General features: G+C 65.2%; 20 protein-coding genes and 1 pseudogene. 19 read left to right on the top strand and 2 right to left on the bottom strand.

Annotated elements, in window-relative coordinates; translation table 11 throughout:
* Position 1: 1 nt before the first annotated feature.
* Entirely contained in the window at positions 2–1,294 is a 1,293-nt protein-coding gene (locus tag AVJ23_RS09805; RefSeq protein ID WP_058862014.1) for an aspartate aminotransferase family protein, read from the top strand.
* Positions 1,295–1,487: 193 nt separating this feature from the next.
* Here the strand turns inward: AVJ23_RS09805 and AVJ23_RS09800 are convergent, their stop codons facing one another.
* Entirely contained in the window at positions 1,488–1,871 is a 384-nt protein-coding gene (locus tag AVJ23_RS09800) for a winged helix-turn-helix transcriptional regulator (protein WP_205626847.1), read from the bottom strand.
* Between the two features lie 59 nt (positions 1,872–1,930).
* Between AVJ23_RS09800 and AVJ23_RS09795 the strand changes: the two genes are divergently transcribed.
* The 17 genes and pseudogenes from AVJ23_RS09795 (at position 1,931) to AVJ23_RS09715 (ending at position 19,187) form a co-directional block, all read left to right on the top strand.
* Positions 1,931–2,860: a ring-cleaving dioxygenase gene (locus AVJ23_RS09795; protein ID WP_058862013.1), complete on the top strand. Its 930-nt coding sequence runs from the start codon at positions 1,931–1,933 to the stop codon at positions 2,858–2,860.
* Positions 2,857–3,561 (top strand): alpha/beta hydrolase, encoded by a 705-nt coding sequence (locus AVJ23_RS09790; protein WP_058862012.1) that lies wholly within the window; start codon positions 2,857–2,859, stop codon positions 3,559–3,561. Before AVJ23_RS09795 ends, AVJ23_RS09790 begins: the two co-directional genes overlap by 4 nt.
* 12 nt (positions 3,562–3,573) lie before the next feature.
* Entirely contained in the window at positions 3,574–3,834 is a 261-nt protein-coding gene (locus tag AVJ23_RS09785; RefSeq protein WP_058862011.1) for a GNAT family N-acetyltransferase, read from the top strand.
* 51 nt (positions 3,835–3,885) lie between these two features.
* A complete protein-coding gene (locus AVJ23_RS09780; RefSeq protein WP_058862010.1) occupies positions 3,886–4,890 on the top strand; it encodes a hypothetical protein in 1,005 nt (334 codons plus the stop codon).
* Between the two features lie 135 nt (positions 4,891–5,025).
* A pseudogene (locus AVJ23_RS09775) lies at positions 5,026–5,190 on the top strand (GNAT family N-acetyltransferase); the annotation flags it as partial.
* Between the two features lie 300 nt (positions 5,191–5,490).
* Positions 5,491–6,492, top strand: a complete 1,002-nt coding sequence (locus AVJ23_RS09770) for a Gfo/Idh/MocA family protein (protein WP_240484585.1) — start codon at positions 5,491–5,493, stop codon at positions 6,490–6,492.
* Positions 6,489–8,060 carry an acyl CoA:acetate/3-ketoacid CoA transferase gene (locus tag AVJ23_RS09765; protein WP_058862008.1) on the top strand — a complete coding sequence of 524 codons (1,572 nt, stop codon included), beginning with the start codon at positions 6,489–6,491 and terminating at the stop codon, positions 8,058–8,060. The genes AVJ23_RS09770 and AVJ23_RS09765 overlap by 4 nt, the downstream gene beginning before the upstream one ends.
* The gene (locus AVJ23_RS09760) at positions 8,057–8,824 is read left to right on the top strand and encodes an enoyl-CoA hydratase/isomerase family protein (protein ID WP_058862007.1); all 768 of its coding nucleotides are present in this window, start codon (positions 8,057–8,059) and stop codon (positions 8,822–8,824) included. Before AVJ23_RS09765 ends, AVJ23_RS09760 begins: the two co-directional genes overlap by 4 nt.
* Positions 8,825–8,827: 3 nt before the next feature.
* Positions 8,828–10,354, top strand: a complete 1,527-nt coding sequence (locus AVJ23_RS09755; RefSeq protein ID WP_058862006.1) for an aldehyde dehydrogenase family protein — start codon at positions 8,828–8,830, stop codon at positions 10,352–10,354.
* A 52-nt stretch (positions 10,355–10,406) separates the two neighbouring features.
* Positions 10,407–11,657, top strand: a complete 1,251-nt coding sequence (locus AVJ23_RS09750) for an ABC transporter substrate-binding protein (protein WP_058862005.1) — start codon at positions 10,407–10,409, stop codon at positions 11,655–11,657.
* A 171-nt stretch (positions 11,658–11,828) separates the two neighbouring features.
* Entirely contained in the window at positions 11,829–12,641 is an 813-nt protein-coding gene (locus tag AVJ23_RS09745) for a carbohydrate ABC transporter permease (RefSeq protein WP_240484609.1), read from the top strand.
* Positions 12,641–13,522: a carbohydrate ABC transporter permease gene (locus AVJ23_RS09740; RefSeq protein ID WP_058862003.1), complete on the top strand. Its 882-nt coding sequence runs from the start codon at positions 12,641–12,643 to the stop codon at positions 13,520–13,522. The genes AVJ23_RS09745 and AVJ23_RS09740 overlap by 1 nt, the downstream gene beginning before the upstream one ends.
* A 4-nt stretch (positions 13,523–13,526) precedes the next feature.
* Positions 13,527–14,639: an ABC transporter ATP-binding protein gene (locus tag AVJ23_RS09735; RefSeq protein WP_058862002.1), complete on the top strand. Its 1,113-nt coding sequence runs from the start codon at positions 13,527–13,529 to the stop codon at positions 14,637–14,639.
* Entirely contained in the window at positions 14,640–16,133 is a 1,494-nt protein-coding gene (locus AVJ23_RS09730) for an FAD-dependent oxidoreductase (RefSeq protein ID WP_058862001.1), read from the top strand. It abuts the gene before it with no gap.
* A gap of 45 nt (positions 16,134–16,178) precedes the next feature.
* Entirely contained in the window at positions 16,179–17,768 is a 1,590-nt protein-coding gene (locus AVJ23_RS09725) for a GMC family oxidoreductase (protein ID WP_058862000.1), read from the top strand.
* A 3-nt stretch (positions 17,769–17,771) separates the two neighbouring features.
* Positions 17,772–18,086, top strand: a complete 315-nt coding sequence (locus AVJ23_RS09720) for a Dabb family protein (protein WP_058861999.1) — start codon at positions 17,772–17,774, stop codon at positions 18,084–18,086.
* A gap of 87 nt (positions 18,087–18,173) precedes the next feature.
* Entirely contained in the window at positions 18,174–19,187 is a 1,014-nt protein-coding gene (locus AVJ23_RS09715; RefSeq protein ID WP_058861998.1) for a LacI family DNA-binding transcriptional regulator, read from the top strand.
* Between the two features lie 9 nt (positions 19,188–19,196).
* Here the strand turns inward: AVJ23_RS09715 and AVJ23_RS09710 are convergent, their stop codons facing one another.
* Positions 19,197–20,366, bottom strand: coding sequence for a Gfo/Idh/MocA family protein (locus AVJ23_RS09710; RefSeq protein WP_058861997.1), 1,170 nt, complete (start codon positions 20,364–20,366; stop codon positions 19,197–19,199).
* A gap of 138 nt (positions 20,367–20,504) precedes the next feature.
* Here AVJ23_RS09710 and AVJ23_RS09705 point away from each other — a divergent pair, with 138 nt between their 5' ends.
* Complete coding sequence (locus AVJ23_RS09705) at positions 20,505–22,610, top strand: FAD-dependent oxidoreductase (protein WP_205626846.1); 2,106 nt, start codon at positions 20,505–20,507, stop codon at positions 22,608–22,610.
* Positions 22,611–22,961: the final 351 nt, after the last annotated feature.

The raw sequence follows: 22,961 nt of genomic DNA, 5'->3' as shown, positions 1-22,961 counted from the left end.
CATGAACCGCATTCACTCGCAGACCGATTGGATTGCCCGCGCCCGCGAGGTGCTTCCCGCCGCCGGTTTCGGCAATTTCGACGCCTCCATCGTGATCGCGCGGGGCGACGGCGCCCGCGTCTGGGACGAGGATGGCAATGAATATGTCGACTACCTGATCGGCTCCGGCCCGATGCTGTTGGGGCATGGCCACCCCGAGGTCATGGAGGCGGTGCTGGAGCAGCTGCCCAGGGGCATGACGTTTTTCGCCAACAACGCCAAGGGGATCGAACTGGCCGAGGCGATCGCCCGCGCCGTGCCGTGTTGCGAGCAGATCCGGTTCGTCACCTCCGGTGGCGAGGCGGACATGTATGCCATCCGCCTTGCCCGTGCCTATACCGGCAAGCCGAAGATCCTGAAATTCGAAGGCGGCTATCACGGCATGTCCGCCGAGGCGCAGATGAGCCTTGCCCCGTCCAGGCAGGTCAACTTCCCGGAAGCGGTGCCCGATAGTGCGGGCATCCCGCAGGGCGTGGCCGACGAGATGCTGATCGCGCCTTTCAACGATCTCGACGCGGTCGCCTCGCTTCTGGCAGAACATCAGGACATTGCGGCGATCATCGCAGAACCCCTGCAGCGCATCATCCCCGCGCGGCCCGGCTTTCTGCAAGGGTTGCGCGATCTGTGCGACAGGCACGGCGTGCTGCTGATCTTCGACGAGATCGTCACCGGTTTCCGCCTTGCCTATGGCGGTGCCCAGGAACGCTATGGCGTGGTGCCCGACATCTGCACCCTGGGCAAGATCATCGGCGGCGGCTTTCCCCTGGCCGCTCTCGGGGCAAGCGCCGAAATCATGGCGCATTTCGACAAGGCGGTTGTCGGCGCTGAAAAGTGGCTCATGCAGCTTGGCACGCTCTCGGGCAATCCGGTGGCCTCTGTTGCGGGTCTCAAGACGATGGAAATCCTCAGGCGTCCGGGCCAGTATGACAGGCTGCGCGAGCTCGGTCAGAGCTTGATGGACATGCAATCCGCTGCCCTGACCGAACGCGCGATCGACCACCGCATCTGCGGCGACCCGACCCTGTTCGACATCTACTTCACCGATGCCGATCCGGTCGATTACCGATCCGCCCGGCATCGCGATGCCAGGATCAACGAGATCTGGAACACCGCTTTGCGCACCAACGGCGTCTTCAAATCGCCCGGGAAACTCTACCCGTCGCTGGCATTGCAAAGCGCCGATCTGGAGCTCACCAGATCCGCCATTCAGCACGCGGCAAAATCCGTCTCGGAACATCGCATGGCGCCTCTGTGATCCGAATGCGCGCTTTTGACTGACCGCGATGAACCCGGGCCGGAGGCCAGCCCATGCTGATCGAGCGGCCTTGGTTTGCCTGACCCTGCCAGCGATGGCCGGTCTGATTATGCTGCGCCGTAGCGCTCAGCCAAGAGGCTGACGGACATCCGGGGCCGTCATGCGCTGCAATACCTGTCCGGTCATTGCAACCTCAGAGGTCGATCTGTTCGATGTCTTTCAGCACCGCATGCACGGCGCGGCCCGCCTTGGTCAGGCCATAGGTCACCTTTGGCGGTATGGAATTCTCCTGTTCGCGCCAGACCAGCCCATCGGCTTCCAACTCGCGCAAGCGGGTAGTCAGCACCTTGGGCGAGATGCCGGCGATCCTGCGGCGCAACACGCCGAAGCGGCAGGCCTGCTGTTCGCCCAGCACGTAGATCACGTGGGTTTTCCATTGCCCCCACAGCTTGCGCAGCAGCCTGTCGGCCGCGCATGGGATGCCGGCATCGGTCGCCTCGGCGGGGGTCTTTTCCTGGGTGGTTTCCATTTGGTAACGACTTTCACCTGGTAACTTGCGCCATACATAAGCCTCCAACCGGCAGACACAATACGCCGAGGGGCCGTCGCGCCTCTTGGCGCCGAAAGGAGATCACCATGTCGCAAGGCACATCCCCGGCCATTCCCGGCCTGCATCACGTCACCGCAATATCTGGCCCGCCTCAGGACAATCTCGACTTCTGGGTGTCCACGCTCGGCCAGCGCCTGGTCAAGCGCACCGTGAATTTCGACGATCCCGGCACCTATCACCTGTATTACGGCGACCGGGATGCCGCGCCGGGCTCGATCATGACCTTCTTTCCCTTCGTGGATGCCGGCCATGGCCGTGCGGGGCCGGGCATGGCCTCGGCGGTCGCCTATGCGGTCCCCGATCTGGACCTGCGCATGGAGCAACTGGCGGAGGCCGCGATCGATTTCGAAGGGCCGTTCGAGCGCTTCGGTGAACGGGCCATCGCGCTGCGCGATCCCGACGGGCTGCGGGTCGAACTGATCGAGGGCGGCGCGCGGGACGAGGGGTTTCACAGCGTGACCCTCTGGCTCGAAGAGGTCGCGTCCACCGCCGAGGTGCTCGAGGCGATGGGATACGCGCGCGAGGACGAGGAGCACGGCGCGACCGGCGGCACGGGCGGGGCAGAGGCCCGCATCCGATATCGCTCGACCGACCCCGACCGTGGCTCCGCCGTTGACCTGATGACCGCGCAGGCCCGCTCCATCGGGCGCTCCGGCGCCGGCACCATCCACCACGTCGCCTTCCGGGCCCGCGACCGTGAGGAGCAACTGGCCTGGCGCGCGCGTCTGGCGGCCGCTGGCCATCAGGTCACCCCGGTGATCGACCGGCAGTATTTCGACGCGATCTACTTCCGCACGCCCGGCGGGGTGCTGTTCGAGATCGCCACCGACCCGCCGGGATTTGCCGTGGACGAAGACCCGGCCCATCTGGGCGCGGCGCTGAAGCTGCCGGAGAAATACGAGGCGCACCGCGCCCGTATCGAGCAGGTCTTGCCGCAGATCCGGGTGCCGTCATGAGCGGGCTGGCGGCCGAGACACGCGGCACCGGTCCGCATGCGGGGCAGAGGCTGGTCATCGCCGGCGCCCCGCTGGAGCGCGCGCGCCTTGCCCTGGTGATGCTCCATGGCCGCGGTGGTGCGCCCGAGGACATGATCGGCCTGGCCCACCACCTTGCGCTGCCGGATCTTGCCATTCTCGCCCCGCAGGCAGCGGAACGTTCGTGGTGGCCGGACAGTTTCCTCGCGCCGCTGGAGGCCAATGAACCGGGGCTGACCAGCGGGCTGAGCGTCGTCTCGTCCCTGCTGGAGGACTTGGCAGGGCAAGGGGTCGACGCAACGCGTGTGGCCTTGGTGGGGTTCTCGCAAGGGGCCTGTCTTGCACTGGAGGCGGCGGCGCGGCTGGCCCGTCCGTTCCACGCGGTGGCCGCGCTTTCGGGCGGGCTGGTCGGCACGGGCGAGGCGGGCGGCGCCCCGCGCGCGGATCTCTATGGCCGACCCGCCAAGACATTCGACTACGCGGGCCGGCTCGCCGATGTGCCGGTGCTGATTGGCTGCCACGAGCAGGATCCCCATATCCCGCTGGCGCGGGTGCATGAAAGCGCCGGCATCCTGCGGGACATGGGGGCCGGGGTCGAGACGCATGTCATTCCCGGCGCCGGGCATGGCATCGTCGAGCACGAGGCCGCGTGGCTGCGCGCGCAGCTGAACACCAAGGGGTAAGGGAGAGCTTTCATGGAAACCGAGATCGAAATCACCCGCGAAGAGGGCGACAGCAAGGGCCGCTATGTCGCGGTGGTCGATGGCCATGTGGCCGAGATGACCTATTCCCGCCTTGGCGCCAGCACGATCATCATCGACCACACCGGCGTGCCGGATGCTCTGCGGGGCCGTGGCTATTCAAACCGACGCCACGGCTCAGCAGCCAGCCGGACCGCAGAGGCCAGTTGGCGCGACAAAAGGATTGTCACGTGGCCTGTTTCTGGCCATCTTTGAATCGAGCGGCACACAATTTGGTAAATTGCGCTTGAGTACCGGAGGCCAAAGATGATGTTGTCAATGCACTCGTTCAAACCTCTTCTCATCGCCGTCATCTTTTTCAGCGGCCTGCAAACCCCGACCGACGCGCGAGAAGTGCCAGATAGCCTCTACGAGCTGCTAGAAGGCATGCAGCTCGAGATCGACAGCCTAGAAGCGGTGATTGATCGTGTCGAACGGGACGTCCGGTCAGGTGCGGTGCCAAGCGACGATTTTTGGGTTTTGGAAACAGATGCGGGCTATCAGATCATAACCCGTGACGCATTAACGCGCGCGGCGACTACCGCGGCGACATTTCTCGACCTTTACCTCTCTACAGATCCGGATACCTATGCGTCCATCGCGGATCGCCTCGGCGTAGCCGTAGGGCGCTCGGTTGAGGACGGGAACAGCGGGCGGGTCTTGGGCGCTATGTTATCCGACATTCTCAGTTCGTTTCAGCCCATTCTTTCACAATCAGGTTTGATGGAAGCCGCCATTCGATCCAAGCTTTTGGAAAGAGCTGAAAGTGAGCTCGACCAGCTTGGCCTGGTCTACGGTGACCTGCGTCAGCGCCACGAGGCCGCACAGGACGGCTATTCGGTCATTGATGCAACGATTGGTGCAATTGCCGACTTGCCCGACACCTCCGAACCCGGGCATCCATCGTTTTCCTCGACGACGTTACGAAACTGCAGTTCCTCCTCGGGCAAGGTACAACTGACCGGCGGCGGCAGTTATTGGTCTGGTACTTATTCAAATGGCTACGATCTCAAGGATGGTACCGACCCGGGCGGCACACTTTCGTTTAGTTACAATGTCTCCGATGACAGCTTTTCCGGCGAATGGGCCCAACCCTCTGTCGGACGAGAAGGAGTCTTCTACGATATTTCTGTGGGTGATGACGGCAAGACACTCGCCATTTCATACAAATACGAAGTTACAGTGCGAGGGGACCAAAGTAAGGTCAGGGGTAGCATGACCAGGGAAGGATACCGTTCACACGACACGATCACCTGCAGCTATGGCGGGTAGGTAACGGAGCCGGGATTACGCCTTTTCGGATTCTCGCCGTCATGCAGGGCCGCCTACTCATAGCCACGGTCGCCAGCACGCCCGCCATGGAATGCTGTCGCCTGTCAAGTTCGAGCGGAAGCAGAAACTGAGACAAACTGTCGTCTAGGAAACTCGGGGCTATTCGGCGTGGCGCTCGTGCGCCGGGACGTGGAGGACGCCCGCGCCGAGGGGCGCAAGATCGTGCCGCTCTGTCCCTTCGCAAAGGCGCAGATCGCCCGCCACCCCGACTGGCAGGATGTCCTGCAACAGGGGCGCTGACATCAGACCCGCCCTGGTCGGGCGCGCGGGTCCCGATCCGCGCGCCCATCTCTGGCCTTCTCGACCGCACCGTGAGGAACGCGAGGCTGCATGACCGCCGAAGGTGCCTGCGACACCCGCACATGTCCCGACGCGATCTCCCGGATTGAACCCGGCACACCCGGCCAACGGCGGGGCGGTCCGCCCGCAGCATTCCGGGTCGGGTGCGACGCGGCATGTCAGATTGGGCAGAATTTCTCTTGACCCGATATGGAACGTTCCAGTACAGAATATGGAACGTTCCAAACAGGAGATTCTGCGGTGAACTGGGCACTCTTCGGCGCAAGCACAATTGCCAGCCAGTACATGATTTCCGCGATCCGGGCGAATGCGGGGCAGGTGTCCTGGGTGGTCAGCGGCTCTCGCGACCGGGCGGAGCGCTATGCCCGGGACAACGGGATCGCCCGCGGCACGTCGGAGATGGAGGAGGCCTTGAACGACCCCTCGGTCGACGCGGTCTACATCTCGTCGACCAACGAGAAGCACAAGGACCAGGCGCTGGCCGCGATCGCGGCCGGCAAGCACGTCCTGTGCGAAAAGCCGTTGGCGATGACCCTGTCCGACGCCGCCCGGATGGTCGCGGCCGCCCGCGAGAAGGGCGTCACGCTGATGGTAAATCACCACCTGCGTTGCGCCGGAAGTCATCGGGCGATCCGGAAACTGATCGCCGAGGGCGCGATCGGCGCGCTGCGATCGGTGCGCGTGTTCCATGCGGTTCACCTGCCCGAACACCTTCGCGGCTGGCGCCTCGACAATCCCGGTGCCGGGGGTGGGGTCGTGCTCGACATGACCGTGCATGACACCGACACCGTCCGGTTCCTGCTGGGCGAGGATCCGGTCTCCGTCACCGCCGAAACCGATGCCACCGGCATGGGGGCCGGCGTCGAGGACAGCGCGATGTCGGTCTGGCGGATGCAGTCCGGCACGATGGTCTTCAGCCATGTGAGCTTCAACCACCCGTTCGGCACCACCGGGGTCGAGATCCATGGCTCCGACGGGGCGATCTTTGCCCCCGGTGTCATCTCGCAGGATCCCAAGGGCGAGGTCTGGCTCACCACCTCCGAGGGGCGGCGCGAGATCACATTCGACCGCGGCAACCTGTACGACTCGGTCCTGGTGGAGTTCGGAAAGGCCGTGCGCGGCGAGGCGCATTCCGGCGCCACGGGCCTTGATGGCGTGAAGTCCCTGGCGGTGGCGCTGGCTGTACGCGAGGCGGCTCGCACCGGCCAGCGCCAGCCCCTTCAATTCGAGGAAATCGCATGACCAAGGTTACCAGCGCAGAAGACGCCGTCGTCCGCATTGCGGACAATGCCGTCATCACCGTTTCGTCCTCCTCGGCGCTTGGCTGCCCGGACCTCGTGCTGAAAGCCATCGGCGACCGGTTCGACGCCGAGGGCCATCCGACGAACCTGACCACCATCCACCCCATCGCCGCCGGCGACATGTATGGCGTGAAAGGTGTCGATCACATTGCCAAGGACGGCCTGTTGGCGCGGATTCTTGGCGGGTCCTACCCGTCGGGGCCGTCCTCCAAGCCGATGCCGGAAATCTGGAAGATGGTGGTCGAGAACCGGGTCGCCGCCTACAACGTGCCCTCGGGCATCCTGTTCGACATGACCCGGGAAGCCGCGGCCAACCGCCCCGGCGTGCTGACCAAGGTCGGGCTCGAGACCTTTGTCGATCCGGTCCGCGAGGGCTGTGCGATGAACGACAAGGGCGCGGCGGCCCCCATCGTGTCCCGCGTCGAGTTCGCCGGCGACACTTGGCTGCATTTCCCAAATATCGTGCCGAATGTCGCCATCCTGCGGGCCACCACGGCGGATGAATTCGGCAACCTGACCTATGAGCACGAGGGCGCCTATCTTGGCGGGCTGGAACAGGCGATCTGCGTGCGCAACCATGGCGGTCTGGTGATCGCGCAGGTCAGCCGCGTGACCAAGCGCGGCTCGCTGCGGCCGCATGACGTGCGGGTGCCGGGGCACCTGGTGGATGTCGTGGTGGTCGATCCCGACCAGAAGCAGACCTGCGAGACGCCCTACGATCCGTCGATTTCGGGCCAGGTCATGCGCCCTTGGGACGATTTCTCGCTCGCCGAGCATGGCGTTGAGAAGATCATCGCCCGGCGCGCCGCGATGGAGCTGAACCCCGGCATGACCGCCAATCTCGGCTTCGGCATCAGCGCCATGGTGCCGCGCATCCTGATCGAGGAGGGCCACCCCGAGGCGGTGACCTGGGCGGTGGAGCAGGGCGCCGTGGGCGGTGTGCCGCTGACCGGTTTCGCCTTTGGCTGCGCGTCGAACGCCGATGCCTTCGTGCCCTCGCCGCAGCAGTTCATCTATTTCCAGGGCGGTGGCTTCGACGTGTCGTTCCTCTCCTTCCTCGAGGTCGACATCGAGGGCAATGTCAACGTCTCCAAGCTGGGCAAGAAGCCCTATCTGACCGCGGGCTGCGGCGGCTTCGTGGACATCACCTCGGGGGCGAGGAAGATCGTCTTTTCCGGCTGGTTCGAAGCCGGGGCGCAGATCGCGCTGACGGACAAGGGTATCGAGGTTACGGCGCCCGGCAAATTCACCAAGATGGTCGAGGCGGTCGAGCATGTGACCTTCTCGGGCAAGCGTGCGCGAGAGATGGGGCAGGAGGTGCTCTATATCACCGAGCGCTGTGTCATGCGTCTGCGCGACAGCGGCCTTGTGGCCACCGAGATCATGCCCGGCATCGACCCCGAACGCGATATCGTGGCGGCGTCCGGGGGCAGGGTGGCCGTGGCCGAAGATGCCGTCACCCTGCCGCTGTCGCTGCTGGCCGATGCGCCGATGGGATGGGGGCAATGAGCGCCGTTCACCTGATCCGTCACGACCGGATTGCCGAGCTGCGGCTCGACAACCCGGCCAAGATGAACGCCTTCACCGTCGTGATGCTGGAGCAGCTGGCGGGCCATCTGAAGGTCATCGAGCGCGATACCGGGATCGCCGCGGTGATGCTGACCGCCGAGGGTGACCGCGCCTTTTGCACCGGGGCCGACATCAACGGTTGGGGTGACCTGACCCCGGCGGAATTCGCCCGGCACTGGGTGCGGGACGGGCATCGCATCTTCGACAGGCTGGCGCGGCTTTCGAAACCCACCGTGGCGGTGCTGCAGGGCCATGCCTTCGGCGGGGGGCTGGAGTTGGCCGCGGCCTGCGATCTGCGTGTGATGGCCCCCAAGGCGGCGCTGGCCCTGCCCGAGGCGGGCGTCGGCATCGTGCCCGGCTGGTCGGGCACGCAGCGGCTGCTCAGGCTCCTGCCCGAGGCGATGGTCAAGGAAATGGCGCTGTTCGGGCACCGCATCAAGGCCGACCGGGCACTGGCCTGCGGCTTTGCCGCAGCGGTGGACGAGGACCCGCGTGCCGCGGCGCAAGCTCTGCTTGAGCGGGCCATCACGCTGTCGCCGCGCGCCGTCGAAATTTCGAAATCCATGATCCACGCCGCGCAGGGCGAAGACCGCGGGGCCATGGTCGAAGCGCTGGGAAGCGCCGCCATCGCCGCCAGTGACGACAGGGCCGAGGGCGTCGCCGCCTTCCGCGCCAAACGCAAACCGGAATTTTCGGGGAAGTAACACATGCTGGATCTCAACATCCTTGCCGAGCAGACCGTCGACATGCCCGAGGCGCCCTACCACGCGCGGCATTTCATCGACGGTGTGTTTGCCGACAGCGCCGATGGCCGGACCTCCGAGCGGGTCTCGCCCTCGCACGGCATCGTCGTCAGCCAGGCCGCGCTCGGCTCCGAGGCCGAGACGGAGGCGGCGATCAGATCCGCCCGTGCGGCGTTCGATGATGGCCGCTGGAGCGGCCTGTCGGGCAAGGACCGGGCAGTGATCCTCAACAAGGTGGCCGACCTGATCGAGGCCAGTGAAGAGCGGCTCGCGGTGATCGAAACGCTGGAAAGCGGCAAGCCGATCAGCCAGTCGCGCGGCGAATGCGGCGGCGCGGCGGATCTCTGGCGCTACGCGGCGTCGCTGGCGCGCACGATGCATGGCGACAGCCACAACACGCTGGGCGAGGACATCCTCGGCGTCGTGCTCAAGGAGCCGATCGGCGTCGTGTCGATCATCACGCCATGGAACTTCCCGTTCTGGATCCTCAGCCAGAAGCTGCCCTTTGCGCTGGCCGCCGGGTGTACCTGCGTCGTCAAACCCTCCGAGGTGACGCCATCGACCACCGCCATGCTGGGCGAGATGCTGGCCGAGGCCGGCCTGCCCGCGGGTGTCTGCAACATCGTGCTGGGCTACGGCGATCCCGTCGGCAGCCTGATGAGCACGCACCGGGACGTCGACATGGTCAGCTTCACCGGCTCGACCGCCGTGGGCAAGCGGATCACCAAGTCGGCGGGCGATACGCTCAAGAAGGTCGCGCTGGAGCTTGGCGGAAAGAACCCGCAAGTGATCTTCCCCGATGCCAACCTCGATGACGCGGCCGACGCGGTGACCTTCGGTGTCCATTTCAATGTCGGACAATGCTGCAACTCGTCCAGCCGCATCATCGTGCACGAGGATATTGCCGACGAGTTCGTGGCGCGGGTCGTCGCGCTGTCGCGCAAGGTGGTGTTCGGCAACCCGATGCACCCCGACACCCAGGTCGGCGCGATCGTGACCGAGGAACACCGGTCCAAGATCGACGGCTATGTCAACGACGCGGTCGCGGCGGGGGCCGAGGTCTGTCTTGGCGGCGGCGTGCTGGACGTGCCGGGGCTGGGCAACCAGTTCTACCAGCCCACCGTCGTGCGCGGCGTGACGCCCGACATGCCGATCGTCCGCGAAGAGGTGTTCGGCCCGGTGCTGACGGTGCTGACGTTCCGCGATTTCGAAGAGGCCGTTGCTCTGGCGAACGACTCGACCTACGGTCTGTCCGCGGGCGTCTGGAGCGAGAACGTCCATACCTGCCTTGCTTTCAGCCGCAAGGCCCAAGCCGGCACGGTCTGGACCAATACCTGGATGGACGGATTTCCCGAGCTCGCCTTCGGCGGGATGAAGGAATCCGGCCAGGGTCGCGAAATCGGGCGCTACGGGTTTGAGGAATTCCTCGAGGTGAAATCCTTGGTCATGCGCATCGGTCGCACCAGGGCACCTTGGGTGAAAACGGCCTGACATCCCTGGCAGGGATGCCGGTCAACCAACGCAAGAATGGGAGGAGACCTTTATGCGTGGATACTTCGGAAAGACGACAACTCTGGCGGCCGCACTGATGGCCTCGGCGTCCATGGCGCAGGCCGCGGACGTTGAGGTTCTGCACTGGTGGACGTCGGGCGGCGAGGCCGCGGCGCTGAACGTGCTGAAGGACGACCTGTCGGGCCAGGACATCGGCTGGCAGGACATGCCGGTCGCCGGTGGCGGCGGCACCCAGGCGATGACCGTGCTGCGCGCCCGTGTCACCTCGGGCAACCCGCCCACTGCCGTGCAGATGCTGGGCTTCGACATCACCGACTGGGCGAAGCAGGACGCGCTGGCCAACCTCAACGAGATTGCCGAAGAGGGCAACTGGAACGAGGTGATCCCCGCGGCGCTGCAGAAATTCGCCACCTATGACGGGCAGTGGGTCTCGGCGCCGGTGAACGTGCACTCGACCAACTGGGTCTGGGCCAACAAGGCCATCATGGACGAGCTGGGCCTGTCGGAGCCGCAGACCTGGGACGAGTTCACCGCGGCGCTGCAGGCGGCCGAGGACGCGGGCTATACCGCGCTGGCCCATGGTGGCCAGGCCTGGCAGGAGGCCACCTTCTTCGATGCGGTGGTGCTGTCCGTCGGCGGCCCCGAGTTCTACCAGGCGTCGATGATCGACCTCGACCCCGAGGCGCTGGGTTCGGACCAGATGAAAGAGGTCTTCGACCGCATGGGCACCCTGCGCGGTTATGTCGACGACAACTTCTCGGGCCGCGACTGGAACCTTGCCACCGCGATGGTGATCAACAAGGAAGCGGCGTTCCAGCTGATGGGCGACTGGGCCAAGGGCGAGTTCCTCAATGCCGGCAAGGTCCCGGGCGAGGATTTCCTCTGCTTCCGCTTCCCGGGCAGCCAGGACCAGGTGACCTTCAACTCCGACCAGTTCGCCATGTTCGCGCAGGGTGACAGCGTCTCGGACGAGCAGGCCGCGCTGGCAAAGGCGATCATGTCGCCGGGCTTCCAGATCGCGTTCAACAAGGTCAAGGGCTCGGTCCCGGCGCGCACCGACCTCGACGCGGGCGAGCTCGATGCCTGCGGCCAGAAGGCCTACGAGGACTTCAAGGCGGCCGCGTCGAGCGGCAATCTCTATGGCTCGATGGGCCACGGGCACGCCAACCCGGCTTCGGTCAAGAACGCGATGTATGACGTCATCACCGCGCATTTCAACGGTGAATACGACAGCGAAACCGCCGTCGAAGAGTTGGTGCTCGCGGTCGAGCTCTCGCAGTAACCCGCACCTTTCGGGAAAGCGCCGCCCGGCGCTTTCCCACGCCTCCCATGGAGAAATGCCATGACTCAGATCGCACCCGACGTGCGTGAGGTATCCGCACGCCCGCAGAACGCCGGCAGAGACTGGCTGCGCGAAGCCCTTCCCAAGATCGTCCTCAGCCCGAGCCTCGCGATGGTGCTGATCTTCGTCTACGGCTTCATCATCTTCACCTTCTACCTTTCCTTCACCGACAGCCGCATCCTGCCATCCTATGGCTGGGAAGGCTGGAGCAACTACTCCAAGCTGTTCCGTATCCGCGCCTGGGACACGGCGGTCAGCAACCTGCTGATCTTCGGTTCGCTCTACATCGTGATCTGCTGTGCGCTGGGACTGGCCCTGGCGATCCTGCTGGACCAGAAGATCCGCGCCGAGGGCTTCATCCGCACCGTCTACCTGTATCCCATGGCGCTGTCCTTCATCGTGACCGGCACGGCGTGGAAATGGTTCCTCGATCCGGGCATCGGTCTGCAGGCCGTGGTGCGGTCCTGGGGCTGGGAAAGCTTCACCTTCGACTGGATCAAGGACGGTGACATGGCGATCTATACCATCGTCATCGCCGCGGTCTGGCAGACCTCGGGCTTCGTGATGGCGATGTTCCTCGCCGGCCTGCGCGGCATCGACAACGAGGTGCTGAAGGCGGCCCAGATCGACGGGGCCTCGAACTGGGCCCTCTACCGCCGGATCGTCATCCCGCAACTGCGCCCCGCCTTCATGTCGGCCTTTGTCGTGCTGGCGCATATGGCGATCAAGTCCTACGACCTGGTCATCGCCCTGACCGGGGGCGGGCCGGGGACGGCCACCGAGCTGCCGGCGACCTTCATGTATTCCTACACCTTCACCCGGAACCAGATGGGCATCGGCGCCGCCTCGGCCACGATCATGCTGATGGCGATTGCCGCGATCATGGTGCCGTACATCTATTCCGAGCTCAGGGAGAAGAAGTGATGTCCTCCAATGCAACCGCAACCGTGGTGCGCACCGGGGCCGGATCGCGTTTCGTGATCTACACGCTGCTCATCCTCTTCTGCCTGTACTACCTGCTGCCGCTCTACGTCATGGTGGTGAACTCGCTGAAACCGCTGAGCGAGATCCAGGCGGGCGGGATGATGTCGCTGCCCGAGGAGTGGACCGTCGCCCCCTGGGCCAGCGCGTGGTCGACCGCGCAGATCGGCGTCGAGGCCACCGGCCTGAAGCCGTTCTTCTGGAACTCCATTGTCATGGTGGTGCCGGCGGTCGCGATCTCCACCGTGCTTGGTGCGCTCAATGGCTACGTGCTGACCAAGTGGCGCTTCCGGGGCGACACGATCATCTTCGGCCTGCTGCTCTTCGGCTGCTTCATCCCGTTCCAGATGGTCCTGATCCCGATGGCGCGGATGCTCGGGATCGTCGGTCTCGCCGGCACCGTGCCGGGGCTGATCTTCGTCCACCTTGTCTACGGTATCGGATTCTCGACGCTCTACTTCCGCAACTACTACCAGCAGTTCCCGACCGAGCTGGTGCGCGCGGCGATGATCGACGGGGCCGGGTTCTTCACCATCTTCCGGCGCATCATGCTGCCCTCTTCCGGCCCGATCGCCGTGGTCTGCGTGATCTGGCAGTTCACCAATATCTGGAACGACTTCCTGTTCGGGGCCTCGTTCTCGGATTTCGACAGCCAGCCGATGACCGTGGCCCTCAACAACCTCGTCCAGTCCTCGACGGGCGTTAAGGAATACAACGTCCACTTTGCCGGCGCCATCATGGCCGCCCTGCCAACCCTGCTCGTCTACATCGTCGCCGGCCGCTACTTCGTCCGCGGTCTGATGGCTGGCTCCGTGAAAGGATAATCCCATGGGTTTTCTCGATATCAAGAACGCCACCAAGTCCTACGGTGCGGTCAAGGTGCTGCACGAGACCGACATTTCGATCGAGGAAGGAGAGTTCCTCGTGCTGGTCGGACCGTCCGGCTGCGGCAAGTCCACGCTGCTGAACATGATCGCGGGGCTGGAGAACATCACCACGGGTGATATCGCCATCAAGGGCCGCTCGATGAACGGGGTCCGCCCGGCCGATCGCAACATCGCAATGGTGTTCCAGTCCTACGCGCTCTACCCCAACATGAATGTCGGCCAGAACATCGTCTTCGGGCTGGAGATGCACGGCGTGCCCAAGCCCGAGCGCGACAAGGCCATGAAGGAGGTGGCCGAGCTGCTGCAGATCGAGCACCTGCTCGACCGCAAGCCGGGGCAGCTCTCGGGCGGGCAGCGCCAGCGCGTCGCCATGGGCCGGGCGCTGGTGCGCGACCCTGACGTGTTCCTCTTCGACGAGCCGCTGTCGAACCTCGACGCCAAGCTGCGTGTCGACATGCGGACCGAGATCAAGAAGCTGCACCAGAAGCTCAAGACCACCATCGTCTATGTCACCCATGACCAGATCGAGGCGCTGACGCTCTCGACCCGGATCGCGGTGATGTATGGCGGCCATGTCCAGCAGCTGGGCACGCCCAAGGAGATCTATGACAACCCGGCCAACATGTTCGTCGCCGGTTTCATGGGCTCGCCTTCGATGAACCTCTTTCCCGCGACCATCGCGGTGGAAAACGGCCGCGCCGTGGCCCGGACGAAACTGGTCGGCGGCGCAGAGGCGACCCTGCCTTTTGCCGAGGGGCGCGGCTTCGAACGTCACGAGGGCCGCGACATCGTCCTGGGCCTGCGTCCCGAGGCGATCACCGACCGCGACGGGGCCGACCGCAACAGCCAATCCGTGCACGTGGTCGAGGCGCATGTGGAGGTGACCGAACCGGCCGGGTCCGACACGTTTGTCGTCACCCAGATGGGCGGCAAGGAGGTCACCGGCCGGTTCCGGGCCGACGTGGACGTGCAGGCCGGGCAGAGCTTCCCCTTTGCCATCAACATGGACAAGGCGGTGGTTTTCGATCCCGAGACCGAAGCGCGGATCTCCTGAATGAGCGATGCGGCGGATATCGTGATTGTCGGGTCGGGCATGGGCGGGGCGACGCTTGCCGCCACCCTTGCCCCGACCGGTCGCCGCATCGTGATCCTCGAGCGGGGGGATCACCTGCGCCCCTCGGCGCATGACCGCGACGACGAGGCGATCTTCGTCAGGGGCCATTACCGCCCGTCGGAGGAATGGCTGGACGGATCCGGCACGCCCTTCAACCCGGGCAATTACTACAATGTCGGCGGCAACTCGAAATTCTACGGCGCGGTGCTGCTGCGCTACCGCGCCGAGGATTTCCGCCCGCTGCGTCACATGGGCGGCACGACAACGGGCTGGCCGATCTCCTATGACGCGCTCGAGCCGTTCTACGGCAAGGCGGAGCAGCTTTACGCTGTGCGCGGGCGTTCGGGCGAAGACCCGACCGACCCCGCGCGTTCCTCGGATTATGCATTCGGGCCGGTCCCGGATGAGCCCGCGATCTCTGATCTGCGGGCGCGGTTGTCATCGGTCGGGTTGCACCCCGCCTCCCTCCCGCTCGGGGTGGATCTCGACCGATGGCTGTCGCGGGCCAAGACGCCCTGGGATGCCTTTCCCGACACCACCGGGGGCAAGCTGGACGCCGAAAGCGGCGGATTGCGCGCGGCCCTCGCGCATCGCAACGTGTCGCTGCGGACGAACAGCCGGGTGTCACGGCTGCGTGTTGCCCGGGACGGCCGATTGACGGGGGTGGAACTCGACACCGGCGAGGTCATCACGGCAAAGACCGTCGTCCTATCCGCGGGCGCGGTACAAAGCGCAGCACTGCTTCTGGCCTCGGCGGACGCGGCGCATCCGAACGGTCTGGCCAACAGCTCCGACCAGGTCGGGCGCAACTTCATGAACCACAACTGTTCGGCCGTTCTGGCGCTGCATCCGTTGCGCAGGAACCCGTCGGTCTACCAGAAGACGCTGATGGTCAACGATTTCTACCTGACCGGCGGCCCGAATGGCGAGCCGCTGGGCAATATCCAGCTTCTGGGCAAGATCTCCGGGCCGATCCTGCGGGCCGCGTCGCCGCTGCCGGGCCCGGTGGCAACCTGGATCGCGCGGCGGTCGGTGGATCTCTATGCGATGTCCGAGGATCTGCCGAACCCCGAAAGCCGCGTGACTCTAAACAACGGTAGGATCGTGCTGGACTGGAAGCGGTCGAACTGGGAGGCGCATCTGGCGCTGGTGGCCAGGTTGAAGCGCGCCCTGCGCAAGGCGGGCTATCCGATCGTGATCTCGCGCCCCTTCGACCGGCGCACGCCCTCGCATCAATGCGGCACGACGCGGATGGGAACCGACCCCGCCACCAGCGTGACCGACAGTTTCGGGCGCAGCCACGATCACCGGAACCTCTTCATCCTCGATGCCTCGATCCTGCCGACATCGGCCGCGGTCAACCCCGCGCTGACCATCGCAGCGCTCGCCATCCGCGCGGGCGAGCACATCGCTCAACACGACCTCGCGGCGTAGCAGGCGGCCGCCCGCCACATCCGCCGCAACTTTCAGGAAAGCACCATGTCCAAAGGCTACGATTTCATCATCATCGGCGGCGGCTCGGCCGGGTCCGTCCTCGCCGGACGCCTCTCCGAAGATCCCTCGGTCGAAGTCCTGTTGCTGGAAGCGGGCGGCAGCGACCGGCACCCGTTCTATCATCTGCCAGCGGGCTTTGCGAAGATGACCAAGGGCATCGGGTCCTGGGGCTGGGACACGGTTCCGCAAAAGCACATGGCAAACAAGGTGTTCCGCTACACACAGGCCAAGGTGATCGGTGGTGGGTCGGCGATAAACGCCCAGATCTACACCCGCGGGAATCCGCAGGATTACGACGACTGGCGGCAGATGGGCTGCGATGGTTGGGGCTATGACGACGTGCTGCCCTATTTCAGGAAGGCCGAAGACAACCAGACCTGGGAGAACCACTATCACGGCAAGGGCGGCCCGCTGGGGGTCAGCGAGCCGCGTGCGCCGCTGCCGATCTGCGAGGCCTATTTCGAGGCGGCGGCCGAGCTGGGCATCCCGCGCAACCATGACATCAACGGCGAAAAACAGGACGGCGTCTGCTACTACCAGCTGACGCAGCGCAATGTGCGGCGCTCCTCGGCGGCGATGGCCTATGTCACGCCGAACCGCAATCGCCCGAACCTGACGGTGAAGCTGGGCGCGCAGGTGCGTCGGCTGGTGGTCGAGAAGGGCCGCGCCACCGGTGTCGAACTGGCCGACGGCACGCGCTTGGCGGCCAAGAGCGAAGTTCTGCTCTGCTCCGGCGCCGTCGGCTCGCCGCGGCTGCTGCAACTCTCGGGCATCGGCCCGGCGGATCACCTGTCAGAGCTGGGCATCGACGTGGTCCACGACCAGCCGCAGATCGGCGCCAACCTGCAGGACCATCTGGACCTCTACTGCATCAGCGAACTCAGCGGGCCCTACAGCTATGACCGCTATGCCAAGCCGCATTGGGCGGCGGTTGCGGGGCTGCAGTACCTGTTCGGCCGCAAGGGCCCGGTGGCCTCGTCGCTCTTTGAAACCGGCGGCTTCTGGTACGCAGACCCCGACGCGCGCTCGCCCGACATCCAGTTCCATCTCGGGCTGGGCACCGGCATCGAACATGGCGTCGCGGCGATGCCGCAGGGCGGTGTGACGCTGAACTCCTGCTACCTGCGCCCGCGGTCGCGGGGCACGGTGCGGCTGCAAAGCGCCGATCCCGCCAAGGCGCCGCTGATCGACCCGAACTACCTGGCCGACCCGCTGGATCGCGAGATGTCGATCCGCGGGCTGAAGCTGACGCAGGAAATCCTCGCGCAGGGCCCGCTCAAGAAATACATCCTCGCCGAACGCCTGCCCGGGCCGGAGGTGAAGACCGATCAGGAGTATTTCGACTTCATCTGCGTCCATTCCAAGACCTCGCACCATTGCGCGGGGACCTGCCGCATGGGGCCGGACGCGGCCGCCGTCGTCGACACGCGGCTGCGGTTCAACGGGATCGAGGGGCTGCGCGTGGTCGACAATTCGATCATGCCGACGGTGATTTCCTCCAACACGAACGCGGCCGCCATCATGATCGGCGAAAAGGCCGCCGACATGATCAAAGAAGACAACATGATGGGATAAGACATGATCCGACATATCGTATTGATCCGGTTCCGCCCCGACGTGAGCGAGGCGAAAATCGCCGAACTCTTCGAGGAACTGCACCGGATCGAGGACAAGCTGCCCGGTCTGATCGGCATCACCTCAGGACGCAGCGATAGCCCGGAGAAGATGGAGCGCGGCTACATGCACGGCTTCGTTGCGGATTTTAGTGATTGGGACGGGTTGCAGGCCTACCAGGATCATCCCGAGCATCAGGCGCTTGGCGCGAAGCTGGTGGACCACGCGGTGGACGGCAAGGAGGGTATCCTCTGCTTCGATCTGCCGGTCGACGTCTAGGGAATTGCGGCCGCGGGTCGCCTCGGTCTAAAGACGGGAGAGGCCCGGCTGCGGGGCCCGGCGGCGCCATAACGGGGTTGAACGAACATGACGGCTGGCCGACGCCCGACGATCATCGATGTGGCAAAGCATGCGGGCGTGTCGAAATCCACGGTCAGCCTTGTGTTGCAGAACAGCCCCTCGGTGCGCGAGGAAACCCGCAAGCATGTCCGGGCGGCGATGGCCGAGATCGGCTATGTCTACAACCGCTCTGCGGCCAACATGCGCTCGTCCAATGCCGGGCTGATCGGTCTGGTGATCAACGATCTGCGCAACCCGTTCTTCACCGAATTCGCCACCTCTCTCCAGATGGCGCTGTCCGAACGGGGGTATTCGGCGGTCGTCGCCAACACCGACGAACGCCCCGAGCTGCAGGACCAGGTGGTCAGCGCGATGATCGAACACGGTGTCTCGGCGCTGATCCTCTGCCCGGCCTATGGTCCGTCAGGCACTTTCGATGCGATCGCCCGCGCGGGGATCCCGGCCCTGCAGATGCTGCGGCGCATCGATGACCGGACAGAACTGTTTCCCTTCTCCGCGCCCGATTACGTCGCCGGCAGTCGCGCCGCGAGCGAGCATCTGATCAAGCTGGGCGCGCGCCGCATCGCATTTGTCGGCGGTTTGGACGGGCGCGAGGTGACCGAGGAACGCAAGGCCGGATACCTCGACGTGCTGCGGGAACACGGGCTGGAGCCCTGTGTCCTGACCGGCCGCGCAACGCGGGCCTTCGGGCGGGATGCGGCACGGCTCCTGTCCGCCGAGCATCCGGACGTGGACGCCGCGGTTTGTTTCAACGACTTGGTGGCGCTCGGGCTGCTCTCGGGTTGTTACGAGACCGGGCGAGAGGTGGGCCGGGATGTCCGCATCGTCGGTTTCGACGATATCGAGGAGGTGGCCCAGACCTACCCGGCGCTGAGCTCGGTGCGCTGTGACATTGCCGCGATCGGCCAGACGGCGGCCTGCAAGGTGGTGACATGGTTGGAGGACGGCAAGACACCGCCCCCTGAGACCCGCACCCCGGTCAGCCTTGCCGTCCGGGCCTCGAGCGACCCGGACAGCTGACGGCGCGGTTCAACTAGGCGGGATGTCGACCCAGGCTTGTGTCCGCGAGGATTCCATGCAGGCATCAACGATCTGGGCGATGTGGTGACCGGTCTCGAAGGTCGGCCATTGCGGCTGCCCGGACGTGATGGAGCGGATGACCTCGGCCGCCTCGATGATCTTCGACTCGTTATAGCCCAATGCGAAATTCGGCAGCGGCAGGAAGGCCCGGAAGGTCTCGTTTTCCGGCCCCACGTCGATATGGCGGAAGCCCTGCCGGCCGGTGCGGTCGTCGTTGGAATAGACGCGCAGCCGGTTCACCTCGTCATAGGTATAGGCGAGGCTGCCCCTGGTGCCGTAGATCTCGTAGGTCTGCATGAACTTGCGACCGGTCGCCACGCGGCTGAAATCGACCACGCCACTGGCGCCGTTCTCGAACCGGCAGAGGAGGTTGGTGGCATCCGGATTGGTCACCTCGGCCCAGTCCTCGGAGCCATCCAGCTGTCCCTGTTCGCCATAGCCGACCCCGTCCACCACCGGGCGGCGCGGCGTGACGATCAGGTTGTCGGCGATCAGGCGGCTGACCCGGCCGACAAGGAAATCCATGAAGCTGAAGACATGTGACCCGGTATCGCCAACGATCCCGGTCGGGGCCTTGGTGCCATCGGCGCGCCACATGAAGGGCGCCAGCGGATCGCCGTACATGTCGACATGCTGGCAACCGCGGAACATCTTGATCTCGCCGATCTCGCCGGCGTCGATGATCTCCTTGGCCAGGTGGTGCACGGGGTTGCAGGGAAAGGCATGGCCGACCCGCGTGATGACGCCCTTTTCCCGCGCGATATCTGCCAGTTCGCGGGCCTCCGCGGCGGTGTCGGCCAGCGGCTTCTCGCAATAGACATGCTTGCCGGCCAGAAGGGCGGCCTTGGCCACCTCATGGTGCAGGCTGTCGGGCAGACAGATGTCGATCAGGTCGATCTCGGGATCGGCGATGGCCTCCTGCCAGTTCTGCGTGATTATCGCGCCCGGCGCCCGTGCCTGCAGGTCCTTGGCGGCCGCGGGATTGGCCTCGACGATCATCGCGACCTCGGCGGTGCCACCGGAGGGGCCGAAGAAATGCGGGAATGTCTGATAGGCCATTGTGTGCACCTTGCCCATCCACCCGGACCCGCCGAGAACGGCAACCTTGATCGGTGTCATACGCGCTTGTCCTTTCATCCGTGAACTGGAACGTTCCATACTCGATGGATAATGGAACGTTCCAAATCGGTCAAGCAGAGAGGTTGACGCCCCGCGAACGCGCATGCTACCTGATTTGGAACGTTCCATCAGCTATGGATGAGTCCAGTGACGAACCGCATCCCGCAAGACATTCTCGACGCGCTGACCGATGTGGACATGCCGCGCCTGGTTCCGCCTTCGGAGCTGGACGAGACGATCCGTCTGGACGGGCACGTGGTGCCGGTTCATCGCTGTGGCTGCGTCATTGTCGGCAGCGGCGCTGCCGGGTTGCGCGCTGCCGTCGAGCTGAAACGCCGCGGCGGCGACGTCACGGTGATCAGCCAGAGCGCCTGGGGCGGCACCTCTGCCTGCTCGGGCTCGGACAAGCAGACATTGCACACCGCCAACACCTCGGACCAGGGCGACGATTTCAAGGCGATGGCGCGCGCGATCCGCGCCGGCGGGGCGATGGACGAGGACACGGCCTATATCGAGGCGGTCGGGTCGACCCGCGCCATGGCGTCGCTGCAATATCTCGGCCTGCCGCTGCCGCAGGATGCGCTTGGCGGCACGCTCCGCTACAAGACCGACCATGACGAGACTGGCCGGGCCACCAGCTGTGGCCCGCGCACCTCGCGCCTGATGGTCAAGGTGCTCGCGCAAGAGGCGATCCGGCTTGGCATCCCGTTCTTCAACCAGACCACCGCCGTGAAGATCTTGACCGAAGGTGCGGGGGCAACGCGCCACACCGTCGGCATCCTCGCGATCCAGCCAAGGTTTCAGACCGACGACAACCCGCTGGGCCTTGTCGCGTTCCAATCCGGGGCGCTCATCCTCGCCGCCGGTGGGCCCGGCGAGCTCTACCGCGACAGCGTCTTTCCCAACGGCTGTTTCGGCTCGCTCGGGATGGCGCTGGAGGCCGGGCTCGAACTCGTCAACCTGACCGAAAGCCAGTTCGGCATCGGCACGCGGCGCGAGGGGTTTCCGTGGAACCTGTCGGGCACCTATGTGCAGGCGATCCCGCATATCTACTCGGTGGACGAGACGGGGACCGAACACCACTTCCTTGCAGACTACTATCGCACCACGCAGGAGCTGGCCTCGAACGTCTTCCGCAAAGGCTATCAATGGCCGTTCCATGCCACCCGGATGCTGGATTTCAGATCGAGCCTCGTCGATCTGGCCATCTTCCGGGAGGGCCAGAAGGGCCGGCGGGTGTTCATGGATTTCAACCGCAACCCCTTGCCCGTGCCGGGGGATCTGCCCTTCAGCCTCGACCGGCTGGACGAGGATGTCGCGACCTATCTCGGCACCGCGGGGGCCGACCAGGTGCAACCGATCGACCGGCTGCGGCACATGAACCCGCTCGCGATCGAGCTCTATCGCCGCTACAAGGTCGACATCGCCGCCGATCCGCTGGAATTCGCTGTCAACAACCAGCACATGAACGGCGGCATTGCCGTCGACACCTGGGGGCGGAGCAACATCTCCGGCATCTACGCGGTCGGTGAAGCCGCCGGCACCCACGGTGTCACACGCCCAGGCGGGTCTGCCCTAAATGCTGGCCAGGTCTTCGGCACCCGGGTCGCCGAACATCTGGCGGCCAGTGGCCGGTCCGCGCATCCGGCAGATGGCGACATCACAACAGTGATTTCAGGCGCCGTGGCCGATATCACCTCGGCTCTCTCCACCGACAGCCCCTTGTCCTACCGCGATGTCCGCGCCGAAGTGCAGGCGCGGATGAGCGATCATGCCGGGATCATCTGCACGCCCGACGCGGTCCGCAATGCGCTGAAGGCCGCCACGGCCCTCAATGGCGCGATCCGGCAGAACGGTCTCGGCCATGACCGGCCCGGCCAGGTTGCCCGCGTGCTGCAATGGCAGCAGATGGCGCTGGCCTCCGAGGCCGTGCTCGCGGCGCTGAACCACTACATCGAGAACGGCGGCGGCAGCCGCGGCGCGCGCGCGATCTGCGAGCCCGACGGCGATGCGCTGCCGCAGGCCCGCTCCGGACCGCTGGACGCCTACCGCTTTCGCAGCGAGCGGCAGGCCGACCAGAAAGAGCAGATCCTCGTGCGGCTCGACCAAGGTCGGATCAAGGTCTCGACCCGACCCAACCGACCCTTCGACGAGACCGCGAAAGCCTTTTTCGAACGCGACTGGCCGGCCTGGCTGACCGGGGGCATCTACGACCTGCAAGACACACCGGGATCCACCGGCTGAGCGATATCTGGCGTATTCGGGACAGATCCGCGGCGCTGCAAGGCTTGCCTCGTGGTCATGCCGGCCCCGTTGGGTCTGGGCCCTGATTACTCCGACCGCTGTTCTGCCGCCGAGCCCCGCACACGGGCCATCGATATTGCAGACGTCGGTCTACCTGTCGATGCCGTTACGGGCCGCGGACCCGGTGTCGAAGATATCGAGGTCGAAGTACTCGCGCTTCACGAAGCCCCTTTGGACCTGTCCCGTTTTTGCGCCGCGCCAGGTGCTCGTTTAGGCCACTTTTCTTTCGAAGACGACGGGGCTTTTGCAGCCCAAAGCTGAGTGTCTCCGGCGCGGGTTGTAGAAGCCATT

Origin of the sequence: Pseudoponticoccus marisrubri (genome assembly GCF_001482405.1) — a bacterium.
Lineage (GTDB): Bacteria > Pseudomonadota > Alphaproteobacteria > Rhodobacterales > Rhodobacteraceae > Pseudoponticoccus > Pseudoponticoccus marisrubri.
This window is presented reverse-complemented; position numbering and strand designations above follow the sequence as displayed.